The 23,840-nt window shown below is 39.7% G+C and carries 25 protein-coding genes; 17 read left to right on the forward strand and 8 right to left on the reverse strand.

What is annotated here, in order from left to right; genetic code table 11:
* Positions 1 to 14: 14 nt before the first annotated feature.
* Together DCO56_RS08360 and DCO56_RS08365 are read right to left on the reverse strand one after the other, a co-directional pair.
* On the reverse strand, positions 15 to 899 hold the full coding sequence (locus DCO56_RS08360; RefSeq protein ID WP_108633719.1) for an AadS family aminoglycoside 6-adenylyltransferase: 885 nt from the start codon (positions 897 to 899) through the stop codon (positions 15 to 17).
* Positions 900 to 1,270: 371 nt separating this feature from the next.
* The gene (locus tag DCO56_RS08365) at positions 1,271 to 1,729 is read right to left on the reverse strand and encodes a hypothetical protein (RefSeq protein ID WP_108633290.1); all 459 of its coding nucleotides are present in this window, start codon (positions 1,727 to 1,729) and stop codon (positions 1,271 to 1,273) included.
* Between the two features lie 319 nt (positions 1,730 to 2,048).
* On the opposite strand from DCO56_RS08365, the gene DCO56_RS08370 reads away from it, so the two are divergent.
* Both DCO56_RS08370 and DCO56_RS29495 read left to right on the forward strand, forming a co-directional pair.
* On the forward strand, positions 2,049 to 3,053 hold the full coding sequence (locus tag DCO56_RS08370) for an MFS transporter (RefSeq protein WP_108633291.1): 1,005 nt from the start codon (positions 2,049 to 2,051) through the stop codon (positions 3,051 to 3,053).
* Positions 3,054 to 3,086: 33 nt separating this feature from the next.
* Positions 3,087 to 3,248, forward strand: coding sequence for an MFS transporter (locus tag DCO56_RS29495; protein ID WP_146190999.1), 162 nt, complete (start codon positions 3,087 to 3,089; stop codon positions 3,246 to 3,248).
* 73 nt (positions 3,249 to 3,321) lie between these two features.
* Here DCO56_RS29495 and DCO56_RS08375 read toward each other — a convergent pair whose 3' ends face one another.
* Positions 3,322 to 3,855, reverse strand: coding sequence for a 5' nucleotidase, NT5C type (locus tag DCO56_RS08375; protein ID WP_245935797.1), 534 nt, complete (start codon positions 3,853 to 3,855; stop codon positions 3,322 to 3,324).
* 110 nt (positions 3,856 to 3,965) lie between these two features.
* Between DCO56_RS08375 and DCO56_RS08380 the strand changes: the two genes are divergently transcribed.
* A complete protein-coding gene (locus DCO56_RS08380) occupies positions 3,966 to 4,712 on the forward strand; it encodes a DeoR/GlpR family DNA-binding transcription regulator (RefSeq protein WP_104381115.1) in 747 nt (248 codons plus the stop codon).
* 55 nt (positions 4,713 to 4,767) lie between these two features.
* Here DCO56_RS08380 and DCO56_RS08385 read toward each other — a convergent pair whose 3' ends face one another.
* Together DCO56_RS08385 and DCO56_RS08390 are read right to left on the reverse strand one after the other, a co-directional pair.
* The gene (locus DCO56_RS08385; protein WP_108633292.1) at positions 4,768 to 5,334 is read right to left on the reverse strand and encodes a YceI family protein; all 567 of its coding nucleotides are present in this window, start codon (positions 5,332 to 5,334) and stop codon (positions 4,768 to 4,770) included.
* A gap of 182 nt (positions 5,335 to 5,516) precedes the next feature.
* Complete coding sequence (locus tag DCO56_RS08390) at positions 5,517 to 6,086, reverse strand: dihydrofolate reductase family protein (RefSeq protein ID WP_108633293.1); 570 nt, start codon at positions 6,084 to 6,086, stop codon at positions 5,517 to 5,519.
* 509 nt (positions 6,087 to 6,595) lie between these two features.
* Here DCO56_RS08390 and arr point away from each other — a divergent pair.
* The 4 genes from arr (at position 6,596) to DCO56_RS08410 (ending at position 8,993) form a co-directional block, all read left to right on the forward strand.
* The gene (gene arr / locus DCO56_RS29850) at positions 6,596 to 7,009 is read left to right on the forward strand and encodes an NAD(+)--rifampin ADP-ribosyltransferase (protein ID WP_281259374.1); all 414 of its coding nucleotides are present in this window, start codon (positions 6,596 to 6,598) and stop codon (positions 7,007 to 7,009) included.
* A gap of 243 nt (positions 7,010 to 7,252) precedes the next feature.
* Positions 7,253 to 7,957: a 2OG-Fe(II) oxygenase gene (locus DCO56_RS08400; RefSeq protein WP_245935798.1), complete on the forward strand. Its 705-nt coding sequence runs from the start codon at positions 7,253 to 7,255 to the stop codon at positions 7,955 to 7,957.
* Between the two features lie 41 nt (positions 7,958 to 7,998).
* Positions 7,999 to 8,712 (forward strand): 2OG-Fe(II) oxygenase, encoded by a 714-nt coding sequence (locus DCO56_RS08405; RefSeq protein ID WP_108633295.1) that lies wholly within the window; start codon positions 7,999 to 8,001, stop codon positions 8,710 to 8,712.
* Positions 8,713 to 8,729: 17 nt separating this feature from the next.
* Positions 8,730 to 8,993 carry an Ada metal-binding domain-containing protein gene (locus tag DCO56_RS08410; RefSeq protein ID WP_108633296.1) on the forward strand — a complete coding sequence of 88 codons (264 nt, stop codon included), beginning with the start codon at positions 8,730 to 8,732 and terminating at the stop codon, positions 8,991 to 8,993.
* Positions 8,994 to 9,073: 80 nt separating this feature from the next.
* On the opposite strand, the gene DCO56_RS08415 is transcribed toward DCO56_RS08410, so the two are convergent.
* Positions 9,074 to 9,538 carry an Lrp/AsnC family transcriptional regulator gene (locus DCO56_RS08415; RefSeq protein WP_108633297.1) on the reverse strand — a complete coding sequence of 155 codons (465 nt, stop codon included), beginning with the start codon at positions 9,536 to 9,538 and terminating at the stop codon, positions 9,074 to 9,076.
* Positions 9,539 to 9,727: 189 nt separating this feature from the next.
* On the opposite strand from DCO56_RS08415, the gene eat reads away from it, so the two are divergent.
* From eat to DCO56_RS08440, 5 genes are read left to right on the forward strand one after another with little or no spacing between them, the layout of a single operon-like run.
* Positions 9,728 to 11,050, forward strand: a complete 1,323-nt coding sequence (gene eat / locus DCO56_RS08420) for an ethanolamine permease (protein ID WP_108633298.1) — start codon at positions 9,728 to 9,730, stop codon at positions 11,048 to 11,050.
* Entirely contained in the window at positions 11,047 to 12,408 is a 1,362-nt protein-coding gene (locus DCO56_RS08425; protein WP_219929345.1) for a glutamine synthetase family protein, read from the forward strand. Before eat ends, DCO56_RS08425 begins: the two co-directional genes overlap by 4 nt.
* Positions 12,409 to 12,415: 7 nt before the next feature.
* On the forward strand, positions 12,416 to 13,564 hold the full coding sequence (locus DCO56_RS08430) for an iron-containing alcohol dehydrogenase (RefSeq protein ID WP_108633299.1): 1,149 nt from the start codon (positions 12,416 to 12,418) through the stop codon (positions 13,562 to 13,564).
* Positions 13,565 to 13,574: 10 nt separating this feature from the next.
* Entirely contained in the window at positions 13,575 to 14,324 is a 750-nt protein-coding gene (locus DCO56_RS08435; RefSeq protein ID WP_108633300.1) for a gamma-glutamyl-gamma-aminobutyrate hydrolase family protein, read from the forward strand.
* Positions 14,302 to 15,678 (forward strand): aldehyde dehydrogenase family protein, encoded by a 1,377-nt coding sequence (locus DCO56_RS08440; protein WP_108633301.1) that lies wholly within the window; start codon positions 14,302 to 14,304, stop codon positions 15,676 to 15,678. The genes DCO56_RS08435 and DCO56_RS08440 overlap by 23 nt, the downstream gene beginning before the upstream one ends.
* 142 nt (positions 15,679 to 15,820) lie before the next feature.
* On the opposite strand, the gene DCO56_RS08445 is transcribed toward DCO56_RS08440, so the two are convergent.
* The gene (locus DCO56_RS08445; protein WP_245935799.1) at positions 15,821 to 17,089 is read right to left on the reverse strand and encodes a metallophosphoesterase; all 1,269 of its coding nucleotides are present in this window, start codon (positions 17,087 to 17,089) and stop codon (positions 15,821 to 15,823) included.
* A gap of 176 nt (positions 17,090 to 17,265) precedes the next feature.
* Between DCO56_RS08445 and DCO56_RS08450 the strand changes: the two genes are divergently transcribed.
* The 3 genes from DCO56_RS08450 (at position 17,266) to DCO56_RS29855 (ending at position 18,917) form a co-directional block, all read left to right on the forward strand.
* Complete coding sequence (locus DCO56_RS08450) at positions 17,266 to 17,631, forward strand: VOC family protein (RefSeq protein WP_108633302.1); 366 nt, start codon at positions 17,266 to 17,268, stop codon at positions 17,629 to 17,631.
* A 506-nt stretch (positions 17,632 to 18,137) separates the two neighbouring features.
* Complete coding sequence (locus DCO56_RS08460; RefSeq protein WP_108633304.1) at positions 18,138 to 18,347, forward strand: hypothetical protein; 210 nt, start codon at positions 18,138 to 18,140, stop codon at positions 18,345 to 18,347.
* A gap of 447 nt (positions 18,348 to 18,794) precedes the next feature.
* Positions 18,795 to 18,917, forward strand: a complete 123-nt coding sequence (locus DCO56_RS29855; RefSeq protein ID WP_262508746.1) for a hypothetical protein — start codon at positions 18,795 to 18,797, stop codon at positions 18,915 to 18,917.
* A gap of 206 nt (positions 18,918 to 19,123) precedes the next feature.
* Here the strand turns inward: DCO56_RS29855 and DCO56_RS08465 are convergent, their stop codons facing one another.
* The gene (locus DCO56_RS08465) at positions 19,124 to 20,179 is read right to left on the reverse strand and encodes a 3-oxoacyl-ACP synthase III family protein (RefSeq protein ID WP_108633305.1); all 1,056 of its coding nucleotides are present in this window, start codon (positions 20,177 to 20,179) and stop codon (positions 19,124 to 19,126) included.
* 513 nt (positions 20,180 to 20,692) lie between these two features.
* On the opposite strand from DCO56_RS08465, the gene DCO56_RS08470 reads away from it, so the two are divergent.
* The gene (locus DCO56_RS08470) at positions 20,693 to 21,058 is read left to right on the forward strand and encodes a response regulator (protein ID WP_108633306.1); all 366 of its coding nucleotides are present in this window, start codon (positions 20,693 to 20,695) and stop codon (positions 21,056 to 21,058) included.
* 205 nt (positions 21,059 to 21,263) lie between these two features.
* On the forward strand, positions 21,264 to 23,582 hold the full coding sequence (locus tag DCO56_RS29860; RefSeq protein WP_181390496.1) for a TonB-dependent receptor: 2,319 nt from the start codon (positions 21,264 to 21,266) through the stop codon (positions 23,580 to 23,582).
* The last annotated feature ends 258 nt before the right edge of the window (positions 23,583 to 23,840 follow it).

Here is a 23,840-nt window from a genome sequence, read left to right on the forward strand (position 1 = left end):
GAGTACCACTATCGCTATATTGACGGGCTACGGGATATTTCTTTTGTCTTTAAAGCATTGAGATATATCCTGACATCCGCTTCAAGTTTTGTGGGATATTCATAGGTTAACTTACTTGCAAGCTCCCTACCGATCGCTGCGACGAGGTCTGCCATTGCAAATAATGCCCTCCAGTTTTCATTTATATCACTGCCTGAAAAGGTTTGGATTACTTTCTCCCAGGTCTGCCGGGGTAAATATTTCTCAAATAGACGCCCGTGTTTATTGGTTGTGATGTTCCATTCATGCTGGCTGGCTATATCCCACTCAATTAATGGTACCAGATAACTGGTACGTATATTATCTTCGGACATAAATTTCGCATAAAAAATATCCTTTCTAACGAGACACTTGGCTACATAGGTGCAGTCCCACCAAAAGTCATTGAGCAGCTGCTCGAATTTTTGTGCTGTAGGCCTTTTGATGACTGATACCTGATATGTCGGTTTTTGGAGCGTCTGTGTTATGCCTTCCTTATCTATAAGTACTTTGTAGCCAATATCCCAGTCTTCAGGTAAGTGCTCTTGGTGAACCTCTTCTAAAAAATTTGATTTACTGTATAATTTAAAATCAACTTTTGTATGATCAGCGTATAAAACCATCTTCATTGCGTGTTTGTACTCGAAGTAGCTTTCATCCTCTTCAACCATGGCAATAGGGGTACCAAAGTTATTTATCCAATTCTTATCCAGAATATAGTTTGTATTGTCATCAAATACAAGTTCGATATCTAGATCACTTAATTCATCGATTGAAGCCAGAGGATTTACCAATGAACTTGTCAGGAGGACTGCGCAGATATCCGGATTGTTTTGCGACCAATCAATAATTTGCCTTAATTTTTCTTCACGAGTTTGCATGCGTTTAAATTTATTGATAAATACTGCCCTATTATTTGCCGGCGGCATGTCGCTGATCTTTTTTCCAAAAGATTCGGAGCGGCGAATATCAAAAATATACGAAAAATTTGTCTGCGTGACAAAGTCATAACAAATCAGCTGTTCCAAATTTCTGCCTGATCCGATATTTGTTGAACCGTACGCCTTTAGATTTTACATGTAGTAAAATTGGCAATCTTTCTTGTATATTTTATAATTGCAGGTATATGACTTTCTAGATGCCTTGGAAAATACATTAAATAGCATATTTTTAGTGCAGATTTAACTATTTAATCTATTTACTTTTAGTAATTTAAAGGTTTGCGAGTAATGTCACGGAAAATGCTATTTATTTAGAAACCGAAGAGTCCGCTGAAAATAACAAGACAATAGATTCCTATCACTAAGAAGAGATTGATGCATAATGCTGCATAATTCTTTTTAGCAAGCAATCGCATTGATTCTATCGCAGTATAAATAATAAGTGGTATTCCAAAACCGAGCAGCTCAAAATAGAGTAAATAACCCGCGCCCAGACGATCAGTTTCTTTATCTATAAACCATTGGGAAATAACGATGATCAGGGCAATAAATAAGAGGACACTCAATCTGACCAAGAGATGTTTTCTTAACTTTCTATCCTTTAAAATCGGTCTTTTGACAAGAAAGACCGTCCCTACGAAATACAGTATTAGGAATATAATCCCCAGAAACTGTCGGAATGCGTAAGATACATCAAACCAGCCATTCGTATAAAGTAATCCGATAATTAGCGTTGATGAAAGAAAATAACCTATAGTTTTATAATTCATTTCGTGAAATAGCTGTTTTTTATGGTTCACTATAAAGCCTTTTTGCAGGAAAGACGTTGTTTATGCCAGTAATTTAAGGATAAATCATGATTATGGCAAAATAGTCCTCCAACATAAGGTGTAAAATCATTTTTTGGAAATCGTAGTTCTGGTCGGGGGGCCACATGAGTATTGGTAATATTGATTTATATCAATTGTTCTATTGCTTTAATTTGCATTTTTTGCAATATTGTGCAATAATATGCTTTATTATTGATAGTTTTGTGTACTGAGCCTAGACAAGTCTATCGCTATACTATTTTAGTTTATCTCAATTTATATGGAAATTAAATCATTGCCCATTCGTCCGGATACAGCGCGAAATGCTGTTAGGTTTATCTTTTTTGTGTGCGGGCTGGGGCTTGCCAGTTGGGCGCCTGTCGTTCCTTATGTTAAACAGAGACTCGGTATAGATGATGGTGTGTTGGGGCTTTTGATGCTTCTTATAGGTGGTGGAGCGCTTTTTATCATGCCATTTTCGACCGTTCTTCTAAATAAGTTTGGAACAAGAAAAATTATCTTTATTTCGGGCATCACACTGGGACTTATCTTGCCAATGTTGTTAATAGCTAATTCCATAATCACTATGGGGATTACGTTATTCTGTTTTGGTATGTGCATGGGAGGAATAGAGGTTTCGGCAAACGCACATTCGATCCTGATCCAAAAACTTTTTGACCGGCCAATTTTATCCGGCCTGCATGGCATCTTTAGCGTTGGGGGATTAACGGGATCGCTCGGTTTAGGACTATTGATAAAGCTGGGATTTCAGGCAACTTATGCCATGTTGTCGATCTCCTTATTGATTGTTATCATTATGTTTGTCATGTACCGTAGATTGTATGCGCATGATGATGAAACGCGCATTAATAGCCATCACGACGATAAGGAAATGGCAGTGGGCCAGTCCAAATGGGCAGGTTGGTTCAATTTACATGTTTTATTTCTGGGTATGCTCTGTTTTTGTGCTTATCTCTCCGAAGGTTCGATGCTGGATTGGAGTGCCGTATTTTTGCATGAGGAAAAAAAAGCACCGCTTGAAATTGCGGGTATAGGATATGCGGCATTTTCTATCGCCATGGCCACAATGCGACTTTTTGGTGACGTGCTTGTCGTTCGGTTAGATCATCGTGTTGTTGTGGTCGGAGGGGGACTCTTAGCGGTATTCGGTCTGTTGATAGCTGTTTTATCACCCTCTTATTGGGGGGCATTGGTAGGATTTATTCTTCTGGGTTTCGGGGCTTCGAATATCGTTCCGATTTTATTTAGTCATGCCGGAAATTAAAAAGGAGTAGGGGCTTCGGCAAGTATTCCGGTGATGTCAACCTTAGGGCATTCAGGGCAATTATTGGGACCTGCCTTGCTGGGCGGAGTCGCACAGTTTTATGGAATTTCAACTTCGCTTATGGTGGTGGCTTTTCTTATGCTTTTGCTTTCAGTTTCTTATTGGATCTATTGGAAATTTCAGACTGGAAAATAAAATCCAGTAAGCTATAGCTGGCAAATTAATCTTGCGATTGGCCAGCTGTAGTTTAACCGTTGGACGTCTTATTTTAGAGATCAGCGGTAAAAAAACGATGTGCGTCCGTCCAGTTCTTCAATCTTTCAAACCGGTGCTCATTGACATTGTGAAATGTATCAAATAAAAGCCCTTTTCCAGAAAAGCTGTCTAAATTTTTTAGATGATCGTCAATGAGAAAATCGGTGTCTATAATGCCTTTACTCCCACAGAACACAATGTTTTTCCAAGAAATAAATGGAAAATATTCCTGTAGCCATTCCCGTTTCTCTAAAAGACTATTTGGAAATTCCATCGCGGCGGATACAACAAAAATATCGTAATAATGCTGTAATTCTTTCACCACGTCTTGTGCATCTTGTGCAACGGGAATGCTGCGGAAAAAGCCCGGTTTATGCAAATATCTTAAGACTGCCGTTTTATCAGGTAAACAATCCGCTTCTTTTAGTCCCACGATATCGTTCTCATTTATCCGTATACCAGTTTCATCAAAATAATGTGAAAGATAATGCCGTTGGATGTCTGCGAGTACACCGTCCATATCGATGGAAATTGTCTTTTTTATCATAATTTTTATTTTTATTATGGCACAAATGTAATCATATAATTGCAAAATATTGCAATTATAGCAGTTTTTTGCAATTTATTTTATTCTGTTAAATCTATATATTTGTTCCTATGCTAAAGTACGATCGTCTACAAACCATTTTAGATATCACCAATAGGGAGGGGTCGGTTTCATTTCAGACCTTGAGTAAAAAGCTTTCGGTATCCGAAGATACCATACGGAGAGATATTAAGGAATTGAATGATCGGGATCTTCTTCGCGGGGTAAGGGGGGGAGCGCACAGCATTGTTCAAAAAAAATACCATTATCGTGATCGCGAGAAGGCGGGGTTGGAACAGAAAAGGATCATTGCGCAAAAAGCACTATCATTGATTAAAAATGATCAGGTACTTTTTTTCGATGGAGGTACATCCATTTTAGAGTTAACTAAAATTTTACCGAAGGATCTTAAGGTTACGATCATTACGAATAGCTTTCCTGTTGCGAGTGTAATTGAGGACCATCCTTTGATAGAAATAATATTTTTGGGAGGCAGGCTTTACAAATCGGCCTTTACAACATTTGGCAATACGACGTTGGAAAGTATCGCTAATTTTAGGGCTGATTTATATTTCTTGGGTGTTTGTTCGATTACTCCCGAAAATTTATCGTGCAATTATCAGGAGGATGCCGAAACAAAGCGGGCGATGATGAAACAGAGCGTCCGGATCGTTGGATTGTGTACATCGGATAAATTTGATACGGAGTCAAATTTTATCATTGATGAGACCAAAAAGCTTGATATCATCGTCACGGAGAACGATTCAACGAGCCCACAGATGAATAAATATATCGCACAGGGAATTGAATTGATTTAAGCAATCAATGATAGCAGGTTAAAAGAGGTTACTATAACCTCTTTTGTTCTGAAAGTTATTTTGTGGCTTTGATCTGAATATCCAAAGTAAATTCGTCTTCAATAGCCCGGTTTCCAAGATCAGAGAAAAAGCTTGCTGAACGATATTGGATATCAAAATCCAGTCGATTTACTTTTACACCCAATGCTTCAGCGGAAAGCCCATCGGCGGTGCTAGTTACCTTTGCTGGAAAAGATATGGCTTTCGTTTTGTTTTTAATTGTAAGATTACCTGTGATTATTGGAGTAGTCTTGCTGTTATCCACTTTGGCGATAACGAATTTTGCCGTTGGATATTTAGGTACATCAAAGAAATCTTCATTTTTAAGATGACCGGTTAATTTCGGCGCATCAGTACAGGCCATAGAATTCATATCAATGGTAAATCCGCCTCCTGTAATTTTACCTTTATCAGTTTGGATCGTTCCCTCTTTCAAGGCTATGGTACCGACATGACCACCGACGACTTTCTTTGCCTCCCATTTGATCGTTGATGTTTGTGTATTGACTTTGTAGGTTGTTTTTTGCGCAAAGGCAAAGGAAGAGCTACAAATAATAGCAACGAATAATAAGGTTCTTTTCATAGAAATGATTTGTTTTAAATCAAATATACAAGAAACCGGACATATTTAAATAAATAACATCGTGATCGCATAGTTTATGGCTGCAGGTCACTGAGCGTAAGCCTTTTGAAACATAAAACTAACTCGAAGTATGCTTAACCGATATTTGAATCGCATAGTGCCTTATTTCTCCTGTCGAACTATTATTTTTTTAATAATCCAATATATTTATAGCTATTGATGAAAACGCCTGTAGGAGTTGCCTTTGAATCGATAAAAGCGAGTTTTTGCGCATTTACCTTGTCTGACAGTAAACGTTTGCCATGCCCCAACAGAACAGGGTAAGTAATGAGCACGACTTCGTCAACGAGACCTTGCTCAAGTAAAAGGGAGGTCAGTGCGGAACTTCCCGCAACGATCAGATCGGGACCGTCTGTTGATTTAAGTGTATGAATAGCAACTTCAATGTTGTTGCCTAAATTTTTGACAGGCCCCCAGATTAAACTGTCGGGACGGTGAGTTGCGACGTATTTCGTAGCAGCATTTATTGCATTGGCCATTGGAAAATCGCCTGCATTAGGCCAGAAGCTGCTAAAGATATCATAGGTATGACGGCCCAAAAGAAGGTCAAAGTCCGGACCATAGGTCTGAAAGAGCATTTCCGCTCCTGCGGGACTTCTATAGGCTGTTGTCCATGCGCCATAAGTGTAATCTCCATCGTGTTCGATGACGCCGTCGAGCGAGATGTGTTCGAAAATTCTGATCTTTCTCATTGTTTCAAGTGTTTGCTTATTAATCCAAATTTAGCGAAGTTTAAAAATACGAATGCGGTGCAATCGCGACAATATAAGGGTGGAATGCGTAACTTTAATCCATAAGTTAGCTGTACATGTGGACTTGAAGTCTCCATGTGCTATCGGCAATTCAGCGATGTAAGAAAAATAATGCATATATGGAATTTTCACCTTTCAACAATGTTGTTAAACTTTGTCTTCAGGGCATGAGCATGGAAGAAGCAAAACAGCCTGAAGAAGCCCTTAAAATATTTATGCAGGCCTGGAGCGGAGCTACCAACGATCACGAATGCTTTCTTGCAGCTTATTATGTAGCCCGGCAGCAAAAAACTGTTTCAGATAGATTGATATGGCTCGAAAAGGCCTTGAGCCATGCCTTAAAACTAAATGACAATACAGTTAAAAGTGCGCTACCGAACCTGTATCAGAAGCTTGCCAAATGTTACGGAGATCTGGGAGATAGCCAAAAATCAGCGGAATATGCTGAGTTGTCTACAATCCTGAACGAAAAACCATCGGATACTGGACCTTTTTACCATGGCACCAAAGCTGACTTGAAAGTAGGCGACCTATTGACTGCTGGCGGGAAATCGAATTATCAGCCTGAACTGACCATGAATCATATTTATTTTACGGGGCTAGTTAGCGGTGCCGGACTCGCTGCTGCTTTGGCAAAAGGAGAAGGTCGCGAGCGTGTCTATATTATTGAACCGACGGGAACCTTTGAAAATGATCCAAATCTAACAGATAAAAAATTCCCGGGTAATCCGACGCGCTCATACCGGTCCACAGCTGCTTTGAAAATTGTTGGTGAAGTAGAAGATTGGGACAGACCGAGTCTGGAAGATCTTCAAAGATTTCGTGAGCGGCGGACCGAAGGGAACGGTGAAATAATTAACTAAATATTTAGTAATTAATGTGTTGCCGATCTAACTTAAATAAACTTTCGTGTACCTACAACTGAAAAATAGCTGTTTAAGTGGTCCTTTTCACTGGTTTTCGATAAGCGATACAAATGATAATTCGTTGTGTTTTTTTACAATTGATATCCTATTTCTAAAAAAGAGAAAATAGCATATTTCGGATTTTTTATCTTGCTTGCTGGGGGTAATTTTGAGCTGTTGAAAATTATCGTCATGAAAAATATGAAATCAAGATTTTTGGACAAGGATTGGGAGTTGATCACCGAGGAATTGCATGATAGGGGCTTTGTGGTTGTACCTGATATACTGAATAAAGAAGACTGTGATGAACTGGTTGCAGCGTACGGTGCTGACAATAGGTATCGAAAGACGATCGTGATGGAGCGTTACCGTTTTGGTCTAGGGGAATACAAATATTTCCAATATCCATTGCCGAGACTAATCACGGCAATCAGGGAAAAAGTATACTGTATGATCGCTCCGGTTGCCAATCAATGGATGCAGGAACTCAATATGGATAAAAGATTTCCGGCTTCGCATGCTGCCATGCGAAATCTTTGTCAGCAACATGGACAGCTGGAACCGACCGTCCTTATTTTAAAGTATAATGTGGGCGGATTTAATACATTACATCAGGATCTGTACGGTGAAATCTATTTTCCCTTACAAATCGTGGTGTTGCTAGATCAGGTGGATCAGGATTATACGGGCGGTGAATTTGTGATCACGGAACAGATACCGCGAGCGCAATCGAAGGTCAATGTTTTAAAACCCAATCGCGGTGATATGATCGTCTTTACGAGTAATTTTCGCTCAGTGAAAGGAACTAAAGGCCATTATCGTGTCCATATGAAACACGGCGTTAGCCCATTGCACAGCGGAATGAGGCATAGCCTTGGCATTATATTCCATGACGGACTTAGCTAACGGATGCCAGGTAGGTAAAATAGACTATTTAGATAACAGGTATGCACACAATAGAAGAAAGATTAAAAACGAAACAATGGGATCTTATTCTTGACGCATTGATCGACAAGGGGTTCGCGGTTGTTCCCGATGTTGTAGATGATCAGGAATGTGCCGAATTGTTAGGAGAGTTTAAGAGTGAATATCGTTATCGGAAGACCGTTGTCATGGAGCGCTACCGTTTTGGGCGTGGCGTTTATAAGTATTTTCATTATCCATTGCCCGGTATCCTAACCGAATTAAGGGAAAACTTTTACGGTTATTTGATGCCTCTTGCCAACAGATGGATGGAGGTTTTAAAAATAGCTAGACGGTATCCGCCAACACATCAGGATTTTATTGAACAGTGTAGGAAGAATGGTCAGGAGAAGGCTACAGCCTTAATCCTCGGATATGGTGCCGGTGGATTCTGCACCATGCACCAGGATCTTTATGGGGAGATTTTCTTTCCGATGCAGCTTGTTCTTTTTTTGGATGATATCGATACAGACTATACGGGAGGAGAGTTTATTTTAACTGAAAATATACCGATGGCTCAATCCCGTACGCATGTCATTAAGCCAAAAAAGGGTGATATTATTGTGTTCGCTACTAATTTCCGTCCGGTTAAAGGGGCAAAGGGTTACTACCGCGTGACCATGAAGCATGGTGTATCGACTATTCATAGTGGCAATCGGCATTCCTTAGGCTTGATCTTTCATGACGCTAAATCATAAAAAACTAGTCCTACACAATGGTCAGACATATAGATTTGGGAGAGACAACTGCCGATAGAAAGAAGTCCTTAAATTCCTTCATTCGAAAGGGCGAAATTACTTTGGGTGGCTATCAAAAGACGAGGATTTATGGCCGTTTAGACTGCCTGTCCGGTAAACGAATGAAAGTCGAGCATCGGGTTTTCTTTAAAGATGAAACCGAGGCAATCAGCAATGGATATAGACCTTGTGGCCATTGTATGCGCAAAAGATACCAGCAATGGAAGGCTAATAAGCTGTAGGGACTGCACCTTTCGTCAAGTAAGTGCATATCATGCTCCGGAAATTTACAGCTAAATTTTGATTTGCAAGGCAGGGCAACTTAAAGGAAAAGTGGCAGTCGTGTAGTATTAACAATTTCTTTCATCACAAAATAGCTTTCCATATGCCGAATTCCTTTAATCGTCGCCAGTTTATTGAAGTTAAATTCATGATAGTGGTCGACATCCCTGACCATAACCTTGAGCTGGTAATCAAAAGCACCGGTCACGTGGAAGCATTCGACCACTTCCGGAAATTTCTGTATTTCTTCCATAAACAGCAAAGCGCTTTCGTTTGAATGTTTTTCCATACTGATGGATACAAGGACCATAAGGTTCAGATCGAGTTTTCGCCGATCCAGTAGATATACTTTTTGCCTGAGCACAGTTGTTGTCATCAATTTCTTAATCCGTTCGTATACAGGAGTCATGGATAAGTTGACGCGATCGGAAATTTCCTTGTTACTCATGTTGGCATCCTGTTGCAAAAGGTCCAAGATCATCAGATCTTTTTCATCTAATTTCATTGTCGTAGTAATTTAAATCTAAAAACAAAGGGGTATAAGCGTATCGTTAGGTTTTTACATCCAAAAATAATAATATTTTAATATTATTTTACTAAAATAAAGATAATGATAGGTTTTAAATACTATAATTTAAATTAAAGTAGTAAATTCATCTTGCTTAATATCAGTTGCCAACCTAGAAAAAGAATTATGAGTGATCCCCAATTAAAGAAAGTCCTTGGCCCCGTTATGTTATGGGGATTGGGTGTAGGGTATGTTATTTCAGGAATGTATTTTGGGTGGAACCTCGGACTGGCAGAAGGAGGGACATTGGGGTTAGCCATCGCAACGATTTTTGTTATTATTATGTACCTAACCTTTACATTCAGTTATACAGAGATGGCATGTGCCATACCAAAAGCTGGGGGAGCTTTTGAATATGCCAATCGAGGACTTGGAAAACACTTGGGATTTGTTGCCGGAATTGCTCAAAATATAGAATTTGTGTTTGCACCGCCAGCCATTGCGGCGGCGATAGGGGCTTATCTACATCTGCTCCATCCCGATGTTGACTACCTAATTTTTGCTATCGGAGCCTATCTGATTTTTACGACGATGAATATTCTAGGGGTGAAACTTGCCGCTTCCTTTGAATTGGTTGTTACGGTTCTGGCAGTTATTGAGTTGCTGATATTTGCTGGTGTGACACTGCCGGCATTTGAATTTTCCAATCTACAGCAAAATGCGCTTCCGAATGGTTATTCTGGCATTTTTGCGTCCATTCCCTTTGCCATCTGGTTTTTTCTTGCCATTGAGGGTGTTGCCAACGTCGCCGAGGAAACTATCAATCCACAAAAAAATGTGTTGATCGGTTTTGGATCGGCTATTGTCACTTTGGTCGTGTTGTGTATCATTACATTTTTATCGGCAGTCGGAGTCGCGGGCTGGGAAGCTGTCGTCTATCCTCCGGGCAGCACCGAAGCTTCGGATTCGCCCTTACCTCTTGCCATTGCCAACGTTATGAATAGTTCACACATCCTTTACAAACTGCTTATCGGCGTGGGTCTGCTTGGACTTATTGCATCCTTCCATGGAATTATCTTGGCTGGGGGGCGTGCTACCTTTGAGTTTGGACGGGTAGGGTATGCACCATCCATCTTGGGAAAAGTTCATTCCCGCTTTAAAACGCCGGCTAATGCATTATTGATTAATATGGCGGTTGGTATTGTTGCACTACTGACGGGTAAGACAGCAGGAATTATTACCATTGCCTGTTTTGGAGCAATCAGTCTATATATCATATCCATGTGGTCTTTTTTCGCCTTACGTAAAAAAGAACCCTCATTGGAACGTCCCTTTAAAGTTCCTTTATATCCCGTATTTCCGATGCTCGCACTGATCATTGCCGTGATCTGTCTGGTTGCTATGATATTTTATAACCCATTGACAGCCTTATTATTCTTTGGGCTTGTCATCTTATCATATCTTTATTTCCTAATCTTCCTTGACAAGGATAAAACCGTCAAATTATGATAGACAAAAAAGAAATTATTTCCAAATTAAAGGCAAGCAAGAGTACACATGTCAAAGTTGCAGTAGCGGATATCGACGGTGTATTGCGTGGCAAATTTATGCATCGGGACAAGTTTATCTCTTCATTGGACAGTGAATTTGGTTTTTGTTCCGTGGTATTTGGATGGGATGTCAATGATCAGGTTTATGACAATGTAGAAATTACAGGATGGCATACTGGTTATGGCGATTTTCCTGCACGTATAGATGGAAACACCTTCCGTAAGATACCCTGGCAAGAAGATATTCCTTTCTTTCTTGCCGATTTTGAGACGTCAGAAGCTACAGACAAAAATGTCTGTCCAAGGGCACTTCTTAAAAATATCATTGCACAGTCGGAGGATTTGGGATACAAACCTATTTTTTCACAGGAATTTGAGTGGTTTAATTTTGTAAAAGTAACTAATGGATCTTCCCAAAATAGTTTTAAAGACATGACACCGATCACCTCCGGTATGTTTGGATACTCCATATTGCGGATGGCTGACAATTACAGCTTTTTTCAGGACCTGTTGGCGATGCTCGAACAGTTTGGTGTCCCTTTGGAAGGATTGCATACAGAAACAGGGCCCGGTGTACTGGAAGCTGCTATTCAATGTAGTCATGCACTTGAAGCTGCTGACAGGGCCACACTCTTTAAGTCAGCCGTAAAAGAGATCGGTAAAAAACATGGTATCGTTGCCAGTTTCATGGCCAAACAGACTAAAGAATTGCCCGGCTGTAGTGGACATGTACATCAAAGCCTGTGGGATCTCAAACAGGAGAAAAATCTTTTTTATGACGCCGATGACCAACGGGGTATGAGTGAATTGATGAAGCAGTTTCTCGCTGGGCAGCTATATTGTTTACCTGATGTTCTACCCTTATTTGCTCCTACTGTAAATAGCTATAAAAGACTCACGGAAGGGGCTTGGGCTCCGACGACCTTAACCTGGGGGATTGATAACAGAACTACTGCACTCCGTGTTATTGATGGTGGACCGAAGGCGACTCGTATTGAGCACCGCGTTGTCGGCTCAGACGTCAACCCATACCTTGCCATCGCCGCCTGTTTGGCCAGTGGGCTCTACGGGATCAAACACAAGCTATCATTGGATAATCCGAATACTGTTGGCAATGGTTATAAGGATTTACAACATGGTATTCTGCCGAGGAATCTCTATGAAGCTACCGGTCGGATGGCACAGTCTGAAATCGCTTCGGAATTGTTTGGAGAACGATTTGTTGATCACTTTTGCAAATCAAGGCTGTGGGAATGGCGTCAGTTTTCGGAACAAGTAACAGATTGGGAAACAAAAAGATATTTTGAAATTATTTAACTGCAAGATGGATACAGCTAAAATTTATGGCTTTAATTTTCCTACACCCATTCGTTTCGGTGCAGGAGCAATCAATGAATTACCGGATTACCTGTTGAATAATGGTCTTATTCGGCCTTTATTAGTAACGGATCCAACTATTGCTGAGCTTCCTTTTTTTAAGGATATCCAGCGTAAATTGATGAGCAAAGGAATTGATGTGGTCGTGTATCACGATCTGCACAAAAATCCCGTTAAATCTGATGTACTGCAGGGCGGTGATGTTTATCGGGACAACAATAGAGATTCTATTATCGGTGTAGGTGGCGGAGCAGCACTTGATGTTGCCCGTGCAATAGCACTTCGCGCGCATCATCACCGTGATCTTTTTGATTATGACGATCTTATCGGGGGAGATATCTATGTGACCAATGAGATCCCTCACTTGATCACGGTACCCACTACAGCCGGTACCGGAAGTGAAGTCGGCCGAAGTGCCATTATTTCCGAAGACGAATCCAAGAAAAAGCGTATTCTGTTCAGTCCAAGATTGATGGCGAAAATAGTCTTTGCGGATCCACTCCTTACCATGGACCTCCCGGCATTTGTTACGGCAGCAACGGGGATGGACGCACTCACCCATAATATGGAAGCTTATCTGGCAAAAGGATATCATCCAATGTGTGACGGTATTGCGCTAGAAGGGATGGCTATGGTAGCCGGGTCTATTGAAAAAGCAACCAAGGAATCTGATTTACAGTCGCGTTCCAAGATGCTTTTAGCTTCACTCATGGGAGCTGTGGCTTTTCAAAAGGGACTGGGTATCGTACATAGCCTTGCACATCCACTTTCATCTTTGTTGGACACACATCATGGGCTTGCAAATGCGATTAATCTACCCTATGGCATGCAATTTAACTATGCAGGATTCGAAGATCGTTTTGATAAGATTGCAGTTGCGCTTGGTATCGGTAATAATGCTGGGGATAAAGTCGTAGACTATTTATTTGAACTCAATACACGTTTGAATTTACCGACGTGTTTATCCTCCATAGGTGTGCAAAAGCAACATCTTGCACCATTGTCGGAATTAGCATACGCAGATTTCTGTCATCCCTCAAATCCTAAGCCGGTTACAACAGAAGACTTTCTAGCTATTTATGAAACAGCATTTTAGTAAAAATAGTATGATCAAAATAGGAATAAGCGCATGCTTTTTTTATCCCGACAAGGATCGTGCTGTTTTTGGGCCCAAATCGTTGAGCTATATGGAAAATGACATGGCACGCTGGATCGGGAAAAAGGGCATACTTCCGGTGCTGCTCCCCGATTTGGATGATAGCTTGTTGACGGAAATCATTGATCAGATGGATGGTATCATCCTCCAGGGCGGAAGTGATATCGCTCCGGGGCGTTATGGTGAAGTTCCAATAGGTCGATGGAAAGGAGATGCTTATCGGGATCAGTATGAATTAAAAATACTGGATTACGCGATTAAGCAGGAGAAGCCAATATTGGGGATTTGTCGGGGTTTTCAATTAATGAACGTTTATTTTGGTGGCACGCTTTATCAGGATATTCCTTCACAGGTACCCGTTGCGGGAGTCCACCGATCGGCGGAATTATACGATACGATTAATCATCCTATTAAATTTGTTTCCGGAACCTTGTTTGGTGATCTGTATGGACATGTTTCTAACCCTAAGGTAAACACTGTACATCATCAGGCGATCAAACAACTGGGACAGGATTTGGAAGTATATGCTCGTTCAGACGATGGTTTTATAGAAGCATTTGGATATACCAAAGTAGCTGCCGGTAAAGTTATGGGAGTACAATGGCACCCAGAGTTCTCCGGCACGCAAGCTGGCGAGCTTTTGGATGAAGAATTGATTTTTAATGTTTTTCTTGAACATGCAAAACAACATAGAAATTAGAAACCCTGCCACAGGAGAGGTGGACGCTGTGATCCCTGCCATCACGGCTGCTGAATTGGATGTAACGGTTAACGTTTTGAAAAAGGGGCAACGTTCCTGGTCAAAAGTACCACTACAACAACGTTTAGACTGCATAATTGAATTTGGTCAGTTAATTCTGGCCAATAAACAGGAGCTTGCTGAAATCCTGACAAGGGAAACAGGAAAGCCTATAACGCAATCGCTGAACGAAATTGCGGGTGCACAAAACCGTATTGAGCATCTTAAAGCAAACGCCAGCCGATGGCTTTCGGAGGAACTCATTACGACGGAAGGGACAACACATGAAAAGATCGTGTATGAACCATTGGGAGTGATCGCCAATATATCGGCATGGAATTTCCCATATAACGTTGGATTTAATGTATTCCTGTATGCGTTGGCGGCTGGAAATGCCGTGCTTTATAAACCATCCGAGTTCGCTACCGTTACAGGCATACGATTTGAAAAATACCTATATCAAGCGGGGATTCCTGAAGACGTATTTAAATGTATTGTCGGAGATGGCCAAATTGGACAACGGTTGTTGGAGCTGCCTTTAGCTGGTTATTTTTTTACAGGTTCGTATAAGACCGGTGTCCATATCGCTACCACAGTGGCACATAAACTGGTTCCGGTTCAACTAGAGCTCGGGGGGAAGGATCCATTATATGTCACCGATGATATCGTTGATATTAAGAAAGCTGCGATTCTCGCCGCAGAAGGTGCTTTTTACAACAATGGGCAGAGCTGCTGTGCTGTAGAGCGCATTTATGTCTCGGATAAGATTTATGATCAGTTTGTTGAAGCCTTTATTGAAGAGGTCGCCTCTTATACTATTGGAGATCCGATGATGCAGGATGTATTTATCGGGCCCCTCACCAGACCCGCCCAGCTTACTGTGCTTGATGCACAAGTAAAAGATGCACTCGCCAAAGGAGCGACGTTGCGCCTAGGTGGGCATGCACTGGAAAAAAACGGATATTATTATGCGCCTACGGTATTTGAACACTGTAACCATGAAATGGAATTGATGAAAGAAGAGACTTTTGGGCCATTGATCGGCATACAGAAGGTAACTTCAGATGATGAGGCAGTCCGTTTAATGCAGGACACCACATACGGTTTGACCGCGGCTGTGTTTTCCAGTGACGAAGAGCGGGCCATGACCATCCTCGAAAAAATGGATACGGGAACAGTATATTGGAATTGCTGCGATAGGGTAAGTCCAAATGTCCCTTGGTCGGGGCGGAAAAACTCAGGATTGGGATCAACCTTATCCGCGCAGGGAATTCGGGCATTCGTTCAGCCCAAAGCATACCACTTACGACCCTAGATTGATATACTAATATCCGAGGTAGGGGAGGCAGGAACGAATTTCGACATTTTAAGTAAGTCGTTTAGTCTAGCGAAAGTTTTTTATTGATAAAACTTTCTAATTTATAAAAGGTGTGTTCCATAATTCAATATTTATGGGGCTACACCTTATTTTTTAAATGGAATATCGTGATCTCAGGCAGTATCCCCAATCTGCTTGGGTAATCGAGGTAGCCGAAACCAACATTGACATAAAGCGATTGATGTTTCTCTTGGTATAGGCCAGCCCATTCACGATATGCGTATTGGATTGGACTCCATTGATAGTCAGGATGGCTAAACCCAAATTGTCCGCCATGCGTGTGTCCGCTAAAGGTGACATCAATCATGGGGTATTTTGGTAATATCTCAGCTCTCCAATGTGAGGGATCATGTGAAAGCAGCAGGTTGACTGCTGAGGAGGGATCCACTTTGGACATAGCCAGATCAAGATCACCATAGTTGTGCGGGTTGTTTACGCCCCAATTCTCGACACCGATGAGGGTGATTTTTTCGTTATTTAGGCTGACCTCTTTTGATTCATTGAGAAGGAGCTGCCAACCAAGTTTACGATGAATGTCTTTCACATTGACTAAATTCTCCTTCTTTGTCGAGGTATGTTTATTGTTGAAATGAAATCTATTAAAATGATAGTCTCCATAGTCATGATTTCCCAAAATTGAAAAAATGCCAAGCGGGGCGCTTAGCTTGTTAAAAATGGGGAGGTAATCATCCATTTCCTCAGCAAAATCATTTACTAAATCTCCAGTAAAAAAAATCATGTCCGGTTTCTGTGCAAGCAGTAGTGCTACACCTTTTGTTACTGCATCTAAATTATAAAGGCTCCCGGCGTGTATATCTGAAATCTGAGCGATAGTAATACCATCGAAAGATCTAGGAAGATTTGGTAAAATCAGGTTAACATGTTTGACCCGGTAATTATAAATATTGGACTTAAACCCACGGGTCAACGCCACCAATGGAATACTGCTTATCAAAAGTCCACTTTTGATAATAAAATCAGATCTTCCCATGCGCGCGCTGTTACCATTTGAATCCACTACCATGCTGTTCTCTGTTGGCCGTCTAAAAATATTTATGATGAACGCCGATAGTACATCAACGCCAATAAATAGAAACAGGATCGCTTTTCCCAATAAGAGGGAAATAGGGAAGAACATGAAACAAGCAGCGATAAAATTGCTCCATTCAAAAAATAAATTTAAGAATATACAGACATAAGAGGAAATACTCAATAGCCACCAGATGATGTTTGCAACTAATGGCTGTGATTTCCATACAGCCAGTCTGCGTAACCTTAAGTATATTAAAACATCAAAAAGAAGAAATATAACGATAATTTTTAGGTAAGTGTATAACTGTGGGATCATATAAAATTTTACCTTTTTAAGGGATAAGTCGAAAATTGATTAATTATATCTAAAGTACTATTTTTTATGTTAATCCTGATATGGATTTGTCCTGCTACCAAAGCTAAATCTTGTCATAGGACAAGCGTTTTGACTAATTAATTTTACTATTTTGTTTGTGATTTAAGAACAAAAATATGAACATAAAATTTGAAGCGGGGATTAATATCGCTATAAAAATTCCCAAAAATAAATACGAAAAGACTGTTGCATTTTACAGGGATATACTGAAATTGGATGTAGAGGAGAAGCCAATCAATAACCCGACGGTTTCGAGGACACATGAAGTGAAATTTGGACACAATATCATTTGGTTAGATTGCGTGGATAATTATACTCATTCCGAAACTTGGTTGCAGCTTACTGTTCCTAATGTCCCTGAGGCGACCGATTATCTGTTATCAAATGGGGTGGAAACCTGTGACGAAATCGAGGAACTTCCAGAAAATATGCACTGGATAACTGACCCTGCGGGTACAGTGTTTAATTTGCAAAAAACATGATAATTACAAGTTAAGTGATGTTTGCAGCATCCTACCATTTTTCTACTTTGATGGCTTTCCTCAAAGGATGAAAGTGAGATAATATGACAATAGGTACTATGATAGTTGGAAGCAAGACATATGGAAATTGTAGTACAGCAATATTGGGTTGATCAAATGCCATTGTTTGTAAAGGTAATGGCGATGATAATATACCAATAACAACGACTTGCAATAACGAACATATCCCTAAAATATTCCATACTTTGAAAAGTGCAGATGTCAATATTCTGGGATTTAGGCTACTGAATACTAAAAATAAAATGGCGGTGACACCAAAAAATAGATCATAGTTCCAACCAAGAAAGGTCATTTCGATGGGGAGCATTTTATGCTTGAAAAGTTGGAAAATGATGAATTCAATCGGGATTCTAATGATATGGATACCCAACAGGTAATAAACGTTCAACCCTACATTTTTTGATAATCTATAGTAGCTTATACTGAGCAGGAGAACACTCACAAGGATGAGCACAAAAGAAGGTGGAAATGATAGGAAAATATTAAATGATGAGACTGCTGAAAGTGCAAATGACCATATCATCATAGGAATGATGATCATTTTATTAGGGGACGCCAGTCCAAATAAAACGATACATGCTAAGGTGAAAACTGAAAAAAGAACGTGCATAGAAAAACAGATTTGTGTTATAAAACTAAAAGATATTCTGGTTTAAATACTTGTCCTAAGACAAGTATTTAAATGACTTATCTGCTGTCTTCTTTGAATTTGCGCTATCCAAACTTTACGCGCCAAGAGCGCTGACAATGAAAAAATTATTTGACTGCTGAGGTATCAACTTTTTAAAGTCAATAAATGAATACGGATGCGAATGGTCTTTAAAAGACGACCGTTTAAATTATATTAAATCCGGTGTATATAATTGTTTTTTCGTAAATGGTTTAATGCGAATTATTATTCGTATCTTTAGGAATAAGGTTTACTACTTACATAACCCATTCGGTAAGCCAAATATGATAAAAGCTTCTTGTTTTATCTTTAAATTTCCCCAATCACCCAATCGCGAAATTTTCTGTTAGAACCAACCGCACATAATTTTAATCACCCGCTGCTAATGTTTTTATGGTTATCGGGTATCTTCACAATATAAATTTCATAGGTCATGAGTAAAGATCAAAAAAAGGAAAAAAGCACCAAAGAAAAAACGCAGTCTTCTTATCAAAAAGAGAAAGACTCGATTTCAAAAGATTTAACAGATAATGTCTTCCGAAAGAAAAAGAAATAAGCCGTGTAGCAGATTGCTTGTCTTAAAATAATGGTAGATTATTAATTTGGAGCGAGTATAAAGGATGGAGTATTAGACCATGCTTTTGCTCGCTTTTTTATGTGCAAATTTTTTATGCTCGCCTCATTAATTAAACTTTTTTCGATTAAGACCAAGTGTTTAAATTCTCTTCAGAAGAGGAATAAAAATTTCAGGAGTCATTAACACTAAAGCTTATAGGTAAAAGCATTGATATTCATTCCGGCACCTACCGAAGCAAATAAGATAATGTCATTTTTTTGAAAGGAATGACCATTCATTTTTCCCTGTCTGATTAAATCGTAAAGCGTTGGAATTGTTGCGACACTGCTATTTCCAAATTTATGAATAGACATAGGCATGATGTCTTTTGGCGGCTGCATGTTGTATAAACCATAGAATCGTGAAATAATAGCCTCATCCATTTTCTCATTAGCCTGATGAATTAATACTTTTTTTATTGCAGTAATATCTAAATTAGCTTTTTCCATACAGGCCTGCATGGCTAAAGGGACTTTGTTGAGTGCGAATTCATATATTTTCCGCCCTTTCATTTTTATGTAGTATGTATTTGGTTCGTGTTGGCTGTTAAAGGAATTGCCAAAATAAAGGTAATCGGATTCATCAAAAGTATAACTTGCACTCTGATAGGAGAGCAATCCTGCTTCCGAGGCTGTTCCTTCTACAATAACTGCACCCGCACCATCAGCATAGATCATCGAATCACGATCGTAGGGATCTACGACTCGGGAGAGAGTTTCGGTACCAATAATCATACAACGTTTGGCCATTCCCGATTTGATAAATGCATTCGCCTGTATCATCCCTTCATTCCAGCCCGGACAGCCAAATAGAAGGTCGTAAGCGATACAGCCCGGATTTTTTATTCCTAATTTTTTCTTAACCCGAGCGGCTAAACTAGGTACGGTATCCGATTGAGTCTTTCCATAACGTACATCTCCATAATTATGCGCTACAATGATATAATCGAGTGTCTCTTGATCTACTCCAGCATTTGCAACTGCTCTTTCTGCCGCAATAAATGCAAGGTCAGAGGCTACTTGATTCTCCGCAGCATAACGACGTTCGGAAATTCCGGTAATATCTTTAAACTTGCCTATAATGGACTCGGGATATTTGATTGGCTCGCCTGTTTCATCCAAAAAAACACGATTTTCAAAATGTGTGTTGTTTATTATAGTGTCCGGAAGATAGCTGCCCGACCCAATAATTTTAGTATTCATAAATGTCCCTCCGTTTCTCAACTATTGAGTTAGCAATTGTATTTTATCTAGTGGAAACGCAGCGTTCTCTTTCGATGCCCAGTGATATATAGATTTCAATGTACACGTTTTTTTACTGAGCCTTCCTTTTTTTAATTTACTAAAATTATTTGTAATATTCCTACACAAAATAAATAAAAGAGGATTTTTTCTTTATCCCTGGTGTATATACCTTAAGTGTCAATCAAATTCGTTCTAGGTGAACTAATATACATTGAGAACTGTTCTCTTGAGAAAAAAGCCCGACATTTTAAACATTAAAAGAATGGTATTGGGCCATCAAAGTAACCAATTTGCATAGCTGCAACAGAGTAATTGTACTGTTGTGGGCATTAGGAAATGTGTCATAGACCAGCAAAGCGAAGATCTATCATTAACAATCGGAATTTTTTGTATTCTGACGAATAGCTAACAAAAGACCTATGTCGCTTATGAATTAATCTATGCTCATTGTATGATTTTAAAAATATAACAATGAAAAGACAAATTGTGGTTTGTGACAATGATATAGAGATCCTAAATGCATTTTCTATGATCTTAGAAGACGATCAGACTGTCGTAACAACGGTTGCTAACGCCTCGGCCTTAGCTGCTGTATTGGATGGTATAAAAGCTGACATACTTTTTATGGATATCCATATGCCTAACCAAGATGGCGATCAAATACTTCGCGAATTACGGGCTTCGGATAAACATCATAAGCTGCCTGTTGTCATGATTTCTGGAAGTCCCGATGGAAGAAGTATATCCTTGGAATGTGGAGCTGATGGGTTTTTAGCTAAGCCTTTTGATATCATTGATGTTGAAAATTATATTCGAAGATTTGTCTACGAACGATGACCTTAATTCTTGTTTTAGTAAGCGTATCCTCTATTTTAAGGCTTTATCGTTTGGTCGAAACGTCGTTGTCATATTTTTTACGCACTTGTATTTAGATTTATTCAAAATAATAATATATTTGACCCCATTATTATCTTTGATTTAAATACAGAATAAATATCATCTACTAGGTTTTTATACACAAATGGCAAATCCTCAATACCACATGGCTAAGATCACTGCCATATTATTATGCTGTTCTTTTTCGTTATCTCCAACACTCAATGCCAATAGTTTAGCTATTTGGAATCCCGCTGTTACACTGCGTTCTTTAGGACAGCAGCAATGTTCAATTTCAGGTCGCGTCGTTGACCCGAACGGACTTCCTTTGGCAAATGTTCGTATCCAGTTACGAGGGTTGAACAGTACTAGATCTGATAAAGACGGTTATTTTGAATTAACAGGCATTAATTATGGTAAATATCAATTGATATGGAGTTGTGTCGGATTTGAAAGTGTGTCCCGGGATATTGAAATCGTACACGAACAACATCAATTGGGATTAATCACACTTCAGGCAAAACAGCACAGTTTGGATGAAGTTGTTGTGACAGCAAGCCGGTTAGCAGAGCATATTAATGAAGTACCATCGTCAGTTACTTACATTGGAGGAAAGGCGCTGGATCAACAGCGACAGATTAATGACAATCTGCCGAATATCCTAATGCAAAAGGTCCCCAGTATTTCACCGAGTGAAGAGAGTCAGAATAATTTTATTGCGAAGATTCGTGGACGAAATTTTTTGGTACTTATCGACGGTATCCCGCAATCCACGCCATTACGAAACGGGGGACGTGATCTACGGACGATAGATGCAAGCGCGATTGACCATATCGAAGTTGTTAATGGAGCGACAGCAATGTATGGCAATGGTGCTGCAGGTGGCGTTATCAACTATATCACCAAAAAGCCGCAGAAAGGAAAGAAGATAAGCTCCTCTACGTATTTTAATAACACCTTGAGTCTGGTAAAACCAAATGAAACGTATGGTTACAATATTTCACAAGTATTTTCAGGTCAGATTGAAAAATGGGATTATGTTGTACAAGGTAAAATTGGTCATACAGGGGCGATACGCAGTTCGGATGGAACAGTCGTGAGTCCGTTTTATGGGTTGGGCGAAACGCGTTCATATAATACCATGGCTAAAATGGGTTATCAGATCGCTCCAGAACATCGCCTGGAATTTATGGGTAATTATTACCGTAGTTTGCAGGATAGCAAATATGTGGGTACTACTGGTGATTTCGGCCATTCTCCGGCGATAGGTATTCCTTCAGATACGGTAATCAACGGTGGTACTCCCTATAATAAGGCATTTCACCTAAAATATGACGGCCAATATGGAAAGACTGCTGCAAGTTTAAGCCTCTATTACGAAGATATGAATACGGTTTTTGAGACATATAATCAAACCTACTCTGACCATCAAGGGGCGAGGCTTAATTTTAACACCCCTTTTCGGCTGGGGACATCTACTCCGCTATCTCTGATCTATGGAGTAGACCTGCTGAAAGATCATACGGTACAGAAAACGATGAAGGATGATCTGGTTACCCCAGATATGAATATGGACAATATAGCTTTCTACTTACAGAGCAAATTGAATATCGCTACGAACTGGATTTTGAAAGGAGGGCTTCGTTATGAAAATATACGGTTTAAGGTGGGAGATCTCACCAAAGGAGGGAAGCTAACTGTAGGTGAACGCAATAACTCAGATGCATTTGTATTTAATATGGCGACAAGGTATAATAAATACAATTATTTACAGCCTTTTGCTTCATTTTCTCAGGGATATTCTATCGGTGACGTAGGACTTATCCTTCGGAATGGGGTCCCTTTAAGTCAGATAGATCCCAAACCAGTCGTAGTTAATAACTTTGAAATCGGGCTGAATGGCAGGATGACGATGTGGGACTATCAACTGACTGGCTATTACAGCACTTCTAAGAAAGGCAATACTTTTGCCGAGACCTCTGCTCCGGGCAACTATGAATTGATTCAGGTACCTCAGCGGATCTATGGATTGGAGTTTGTCGGTAATTTGAGACCCACACAATGGTTGTCCATAGGTACTGTACTGGGCTATATGGATGGACGTCAAGATTTGAAAAATGATGGCAGTTATAAGGATAAATTGGATAATTCGATCATCTCACCGTTTAAAATCAATCTGAATACCGATTTTAAATTGACTGATCGGTGGAATATATATCTGCAATATCTGCATCTTGGTGGACGTGACGTATTTCCTGCTGCTGAATATAATTATGGAAAATATCCTATTTCCGGATATAATCTTGTGGATTTTCAAACCAGATATAAATACCAAAAACTTACCTTTCTATTCTCGATCAACAATCTTTTCAATGCCAATTATTATCCAACTCATGCTGAGGTGCGCGGTGCTACCAATGAGGGACGCTACTATATAAAGGGCCGTGGAACTATGGCCAATTTTGGCGTACAGCTTGATATATAATCGCTGATCACCGAATAGAAATCTATTTATTTTAATGTGTTATTTATTTTAGGTACAATCATTATCATTGGACTTGTTTATTTTTCACAAGCATTGTTTGCCCAAACACCAAAAGGAAGTATTAGTGAAAGTCTTACAATGTAAATTAAGAGCTCAATTTATATTACTTCGCAGAATAAGAATGTTATCGTAGACTATCAATTGACAGAGAAGAATGTAGAAGCGCTACAGGAAGTAGTATTGTAACAGCATAAATGT

The sequence above is a fragment of the Sphingobacterium athyrii genome, from assembly GCF_003071065.1.
Lineage (GTDB): Bacteria > Bacteroidota > Bacteroidia > Sphingobacteriales > Sphingobacteriaceae > Sphingobacterium > Sphingobacterium athyrii.

Bases quoted from the DNA above. Each gene is read 5' to 3' on its own strand.
- eat (WP_108633298.1), top strand. From the start codon at position 9,728: ATGAGTGATCCCCAATTAAAGAAAGTCCTTGGCCCCGTTATGTTATGG.
- DCO56_RS08405 (WP_108633295.1), top strand. From the start codon at position 7,999: ATGCACACAATAGAAGAAAGATTAAAAACGAAACAATGGGATCTTATT.
- DCO56_RS08385 (WP_108633292.1), bottom strand. From the start codon at position 5,334: ATGAAAAGAACCTTATTATTCGTTGCTATTATTTGTAGCTCTTCCTTT.
- DCO56_RS29860 (WP_181390496.1), top strand. From the start codon at position 21,264: ATGGCTAAGATCACTGCCATATTATTATGCTGTTCTTTTTCGTTATCT.
- DCO56_RS08445 (WP_245935799.1), bottom strand. From the start codon at position 17,089: ATGATCCCACAGTTATACACTTACCTAAAAATTATCGTTATATTTCTT.
- DCO56_RS08460 (WP_108633304.1), top strand. From the start codon at position 18,138: ATGAGCACAAAAGAAGGTGGAAATGATAGGAAAATATTAAATGATGAG.
- DCO56_RS08365 (WP_108633290.1), bottom strand. From the start codon at position 1,729: ATGAATTATAAAACTATAGGTTATTTTCTTTCATCAACGCTAATTATC.
- DCO56_RS08410 (WP_108633296.1), top strand. From the start codon at position 8,730: ATGGTCAGACATATAGATTTGGGAGAGACAACTGCCGATAGAAAGAAG.
- DCO56_RS08425 (WP_219929345.1), top strand. From the start codon at position 11,047: ATGATAGACAAAAAAGAAATTATTTCCAAATTAAAGGCAAGCAAGAGT.
- DCO56_RS08465 (WP_108633305.1), bottom strand. From the start codon at position 20,179: ATGAATACTAAAATTATTGGGTCGGGCAGCTATCTTCCGGACACTATA.
- DCO56_RS29495 (WP_146190999.1), top strand. From the start codon at position 3,087: ATGTCAACCTTAGGGCATTCAGGGCAATTATTGGGACCTGCCTTGCTG.
- DCO56_RS08375 (WP_245935797.1), bottom strand. From the start codon at position 3,855: ATGATAAAAAAGACAATTTCCATCGATATGGACGGTGTACTCGCAGAC.
- DCO56_RS08415 (WP_108633297.1), bottom strand. From the start codon at position 9,538: ATGAAATTAGATGAAAAAGATCTGATGATCTTGGACCTTTTGCAACAG.
- DCO56_RS08360 (WP_108633719.1), bottom strand. From the start codon at position 899: ATGCAAACTCGTGAAGAAAAATTAAGGCAAATTATTGATTGGTCGCAA.
- DCO56_RS08450 (WP_108633302.1), top strand. From the start codon at position 17,266: ATGAACATAAAATTTGAAGCGGGGATTAATATCGCTATAAAAATTCCC.
- DCO56_RS08440 (WP_108633301.1), top strand. From the start codon at position 14,302: ATGCAAAACAACATAGAAATTAGAAACCCTGCCACAGGAGAGGTGGAC.
- DCO56_RS29855 (WP_262508746.1), top strand. From the start codon at position 18,795: ATGAGTAAAGATCAAAAAAAGGAAAAAAGCACCAAAGAAAAAACGCAG.
- DCO56_RS08435 (WP_108633300.1), top strand. From the start codon at position 13,575: ATGATCAAAATAGGAATAAGCGCATGCTTTTTTTATCCCGACAAGGAT.
- DCO56_RS08380 (WP_104381115.1), top strand. From the start codon at position 3,966: ATGCTAAAGTACGATCGTCTACAAACCATTTTAGATATCACCAATAGG.
- DCO56_RS08430 (WP_108633299.1), top strand. From the start codon at position 12,416: ATGGATACAGCTAAAATTTATGGCTTTAATTTTCCTACACCCATTCGT.
- DCO56_RS08470 (WP_108633306.1), top strand. From the start codon at position 20,693: ATGAAAAGACAAATTGTGGTTTGTGACAATGATATAGAGATCCTAAAT.
- DCO56_RS08400 (WP_245935798.1), top strand. From the start codon at position 7,253: ATGAAATCAAGATTTTTGGACAAGGATTGGGAGTTGATCACCGAGGAA.
- DCO56_RS08370 (WP_108633291.1), top strand. From the start codon at position 2,049: ATGGAAATTAAATCATTGCCCATTCGTCCGGATACAGCGCGAAATGCT.
- DCO56_RS08390 (WP_108633293.1), bottom strand. From the start codon at position 6,086: ATGAGAAAGATCAGAATTTTCGAACACATCTCGCTCGACGGCGTCATC.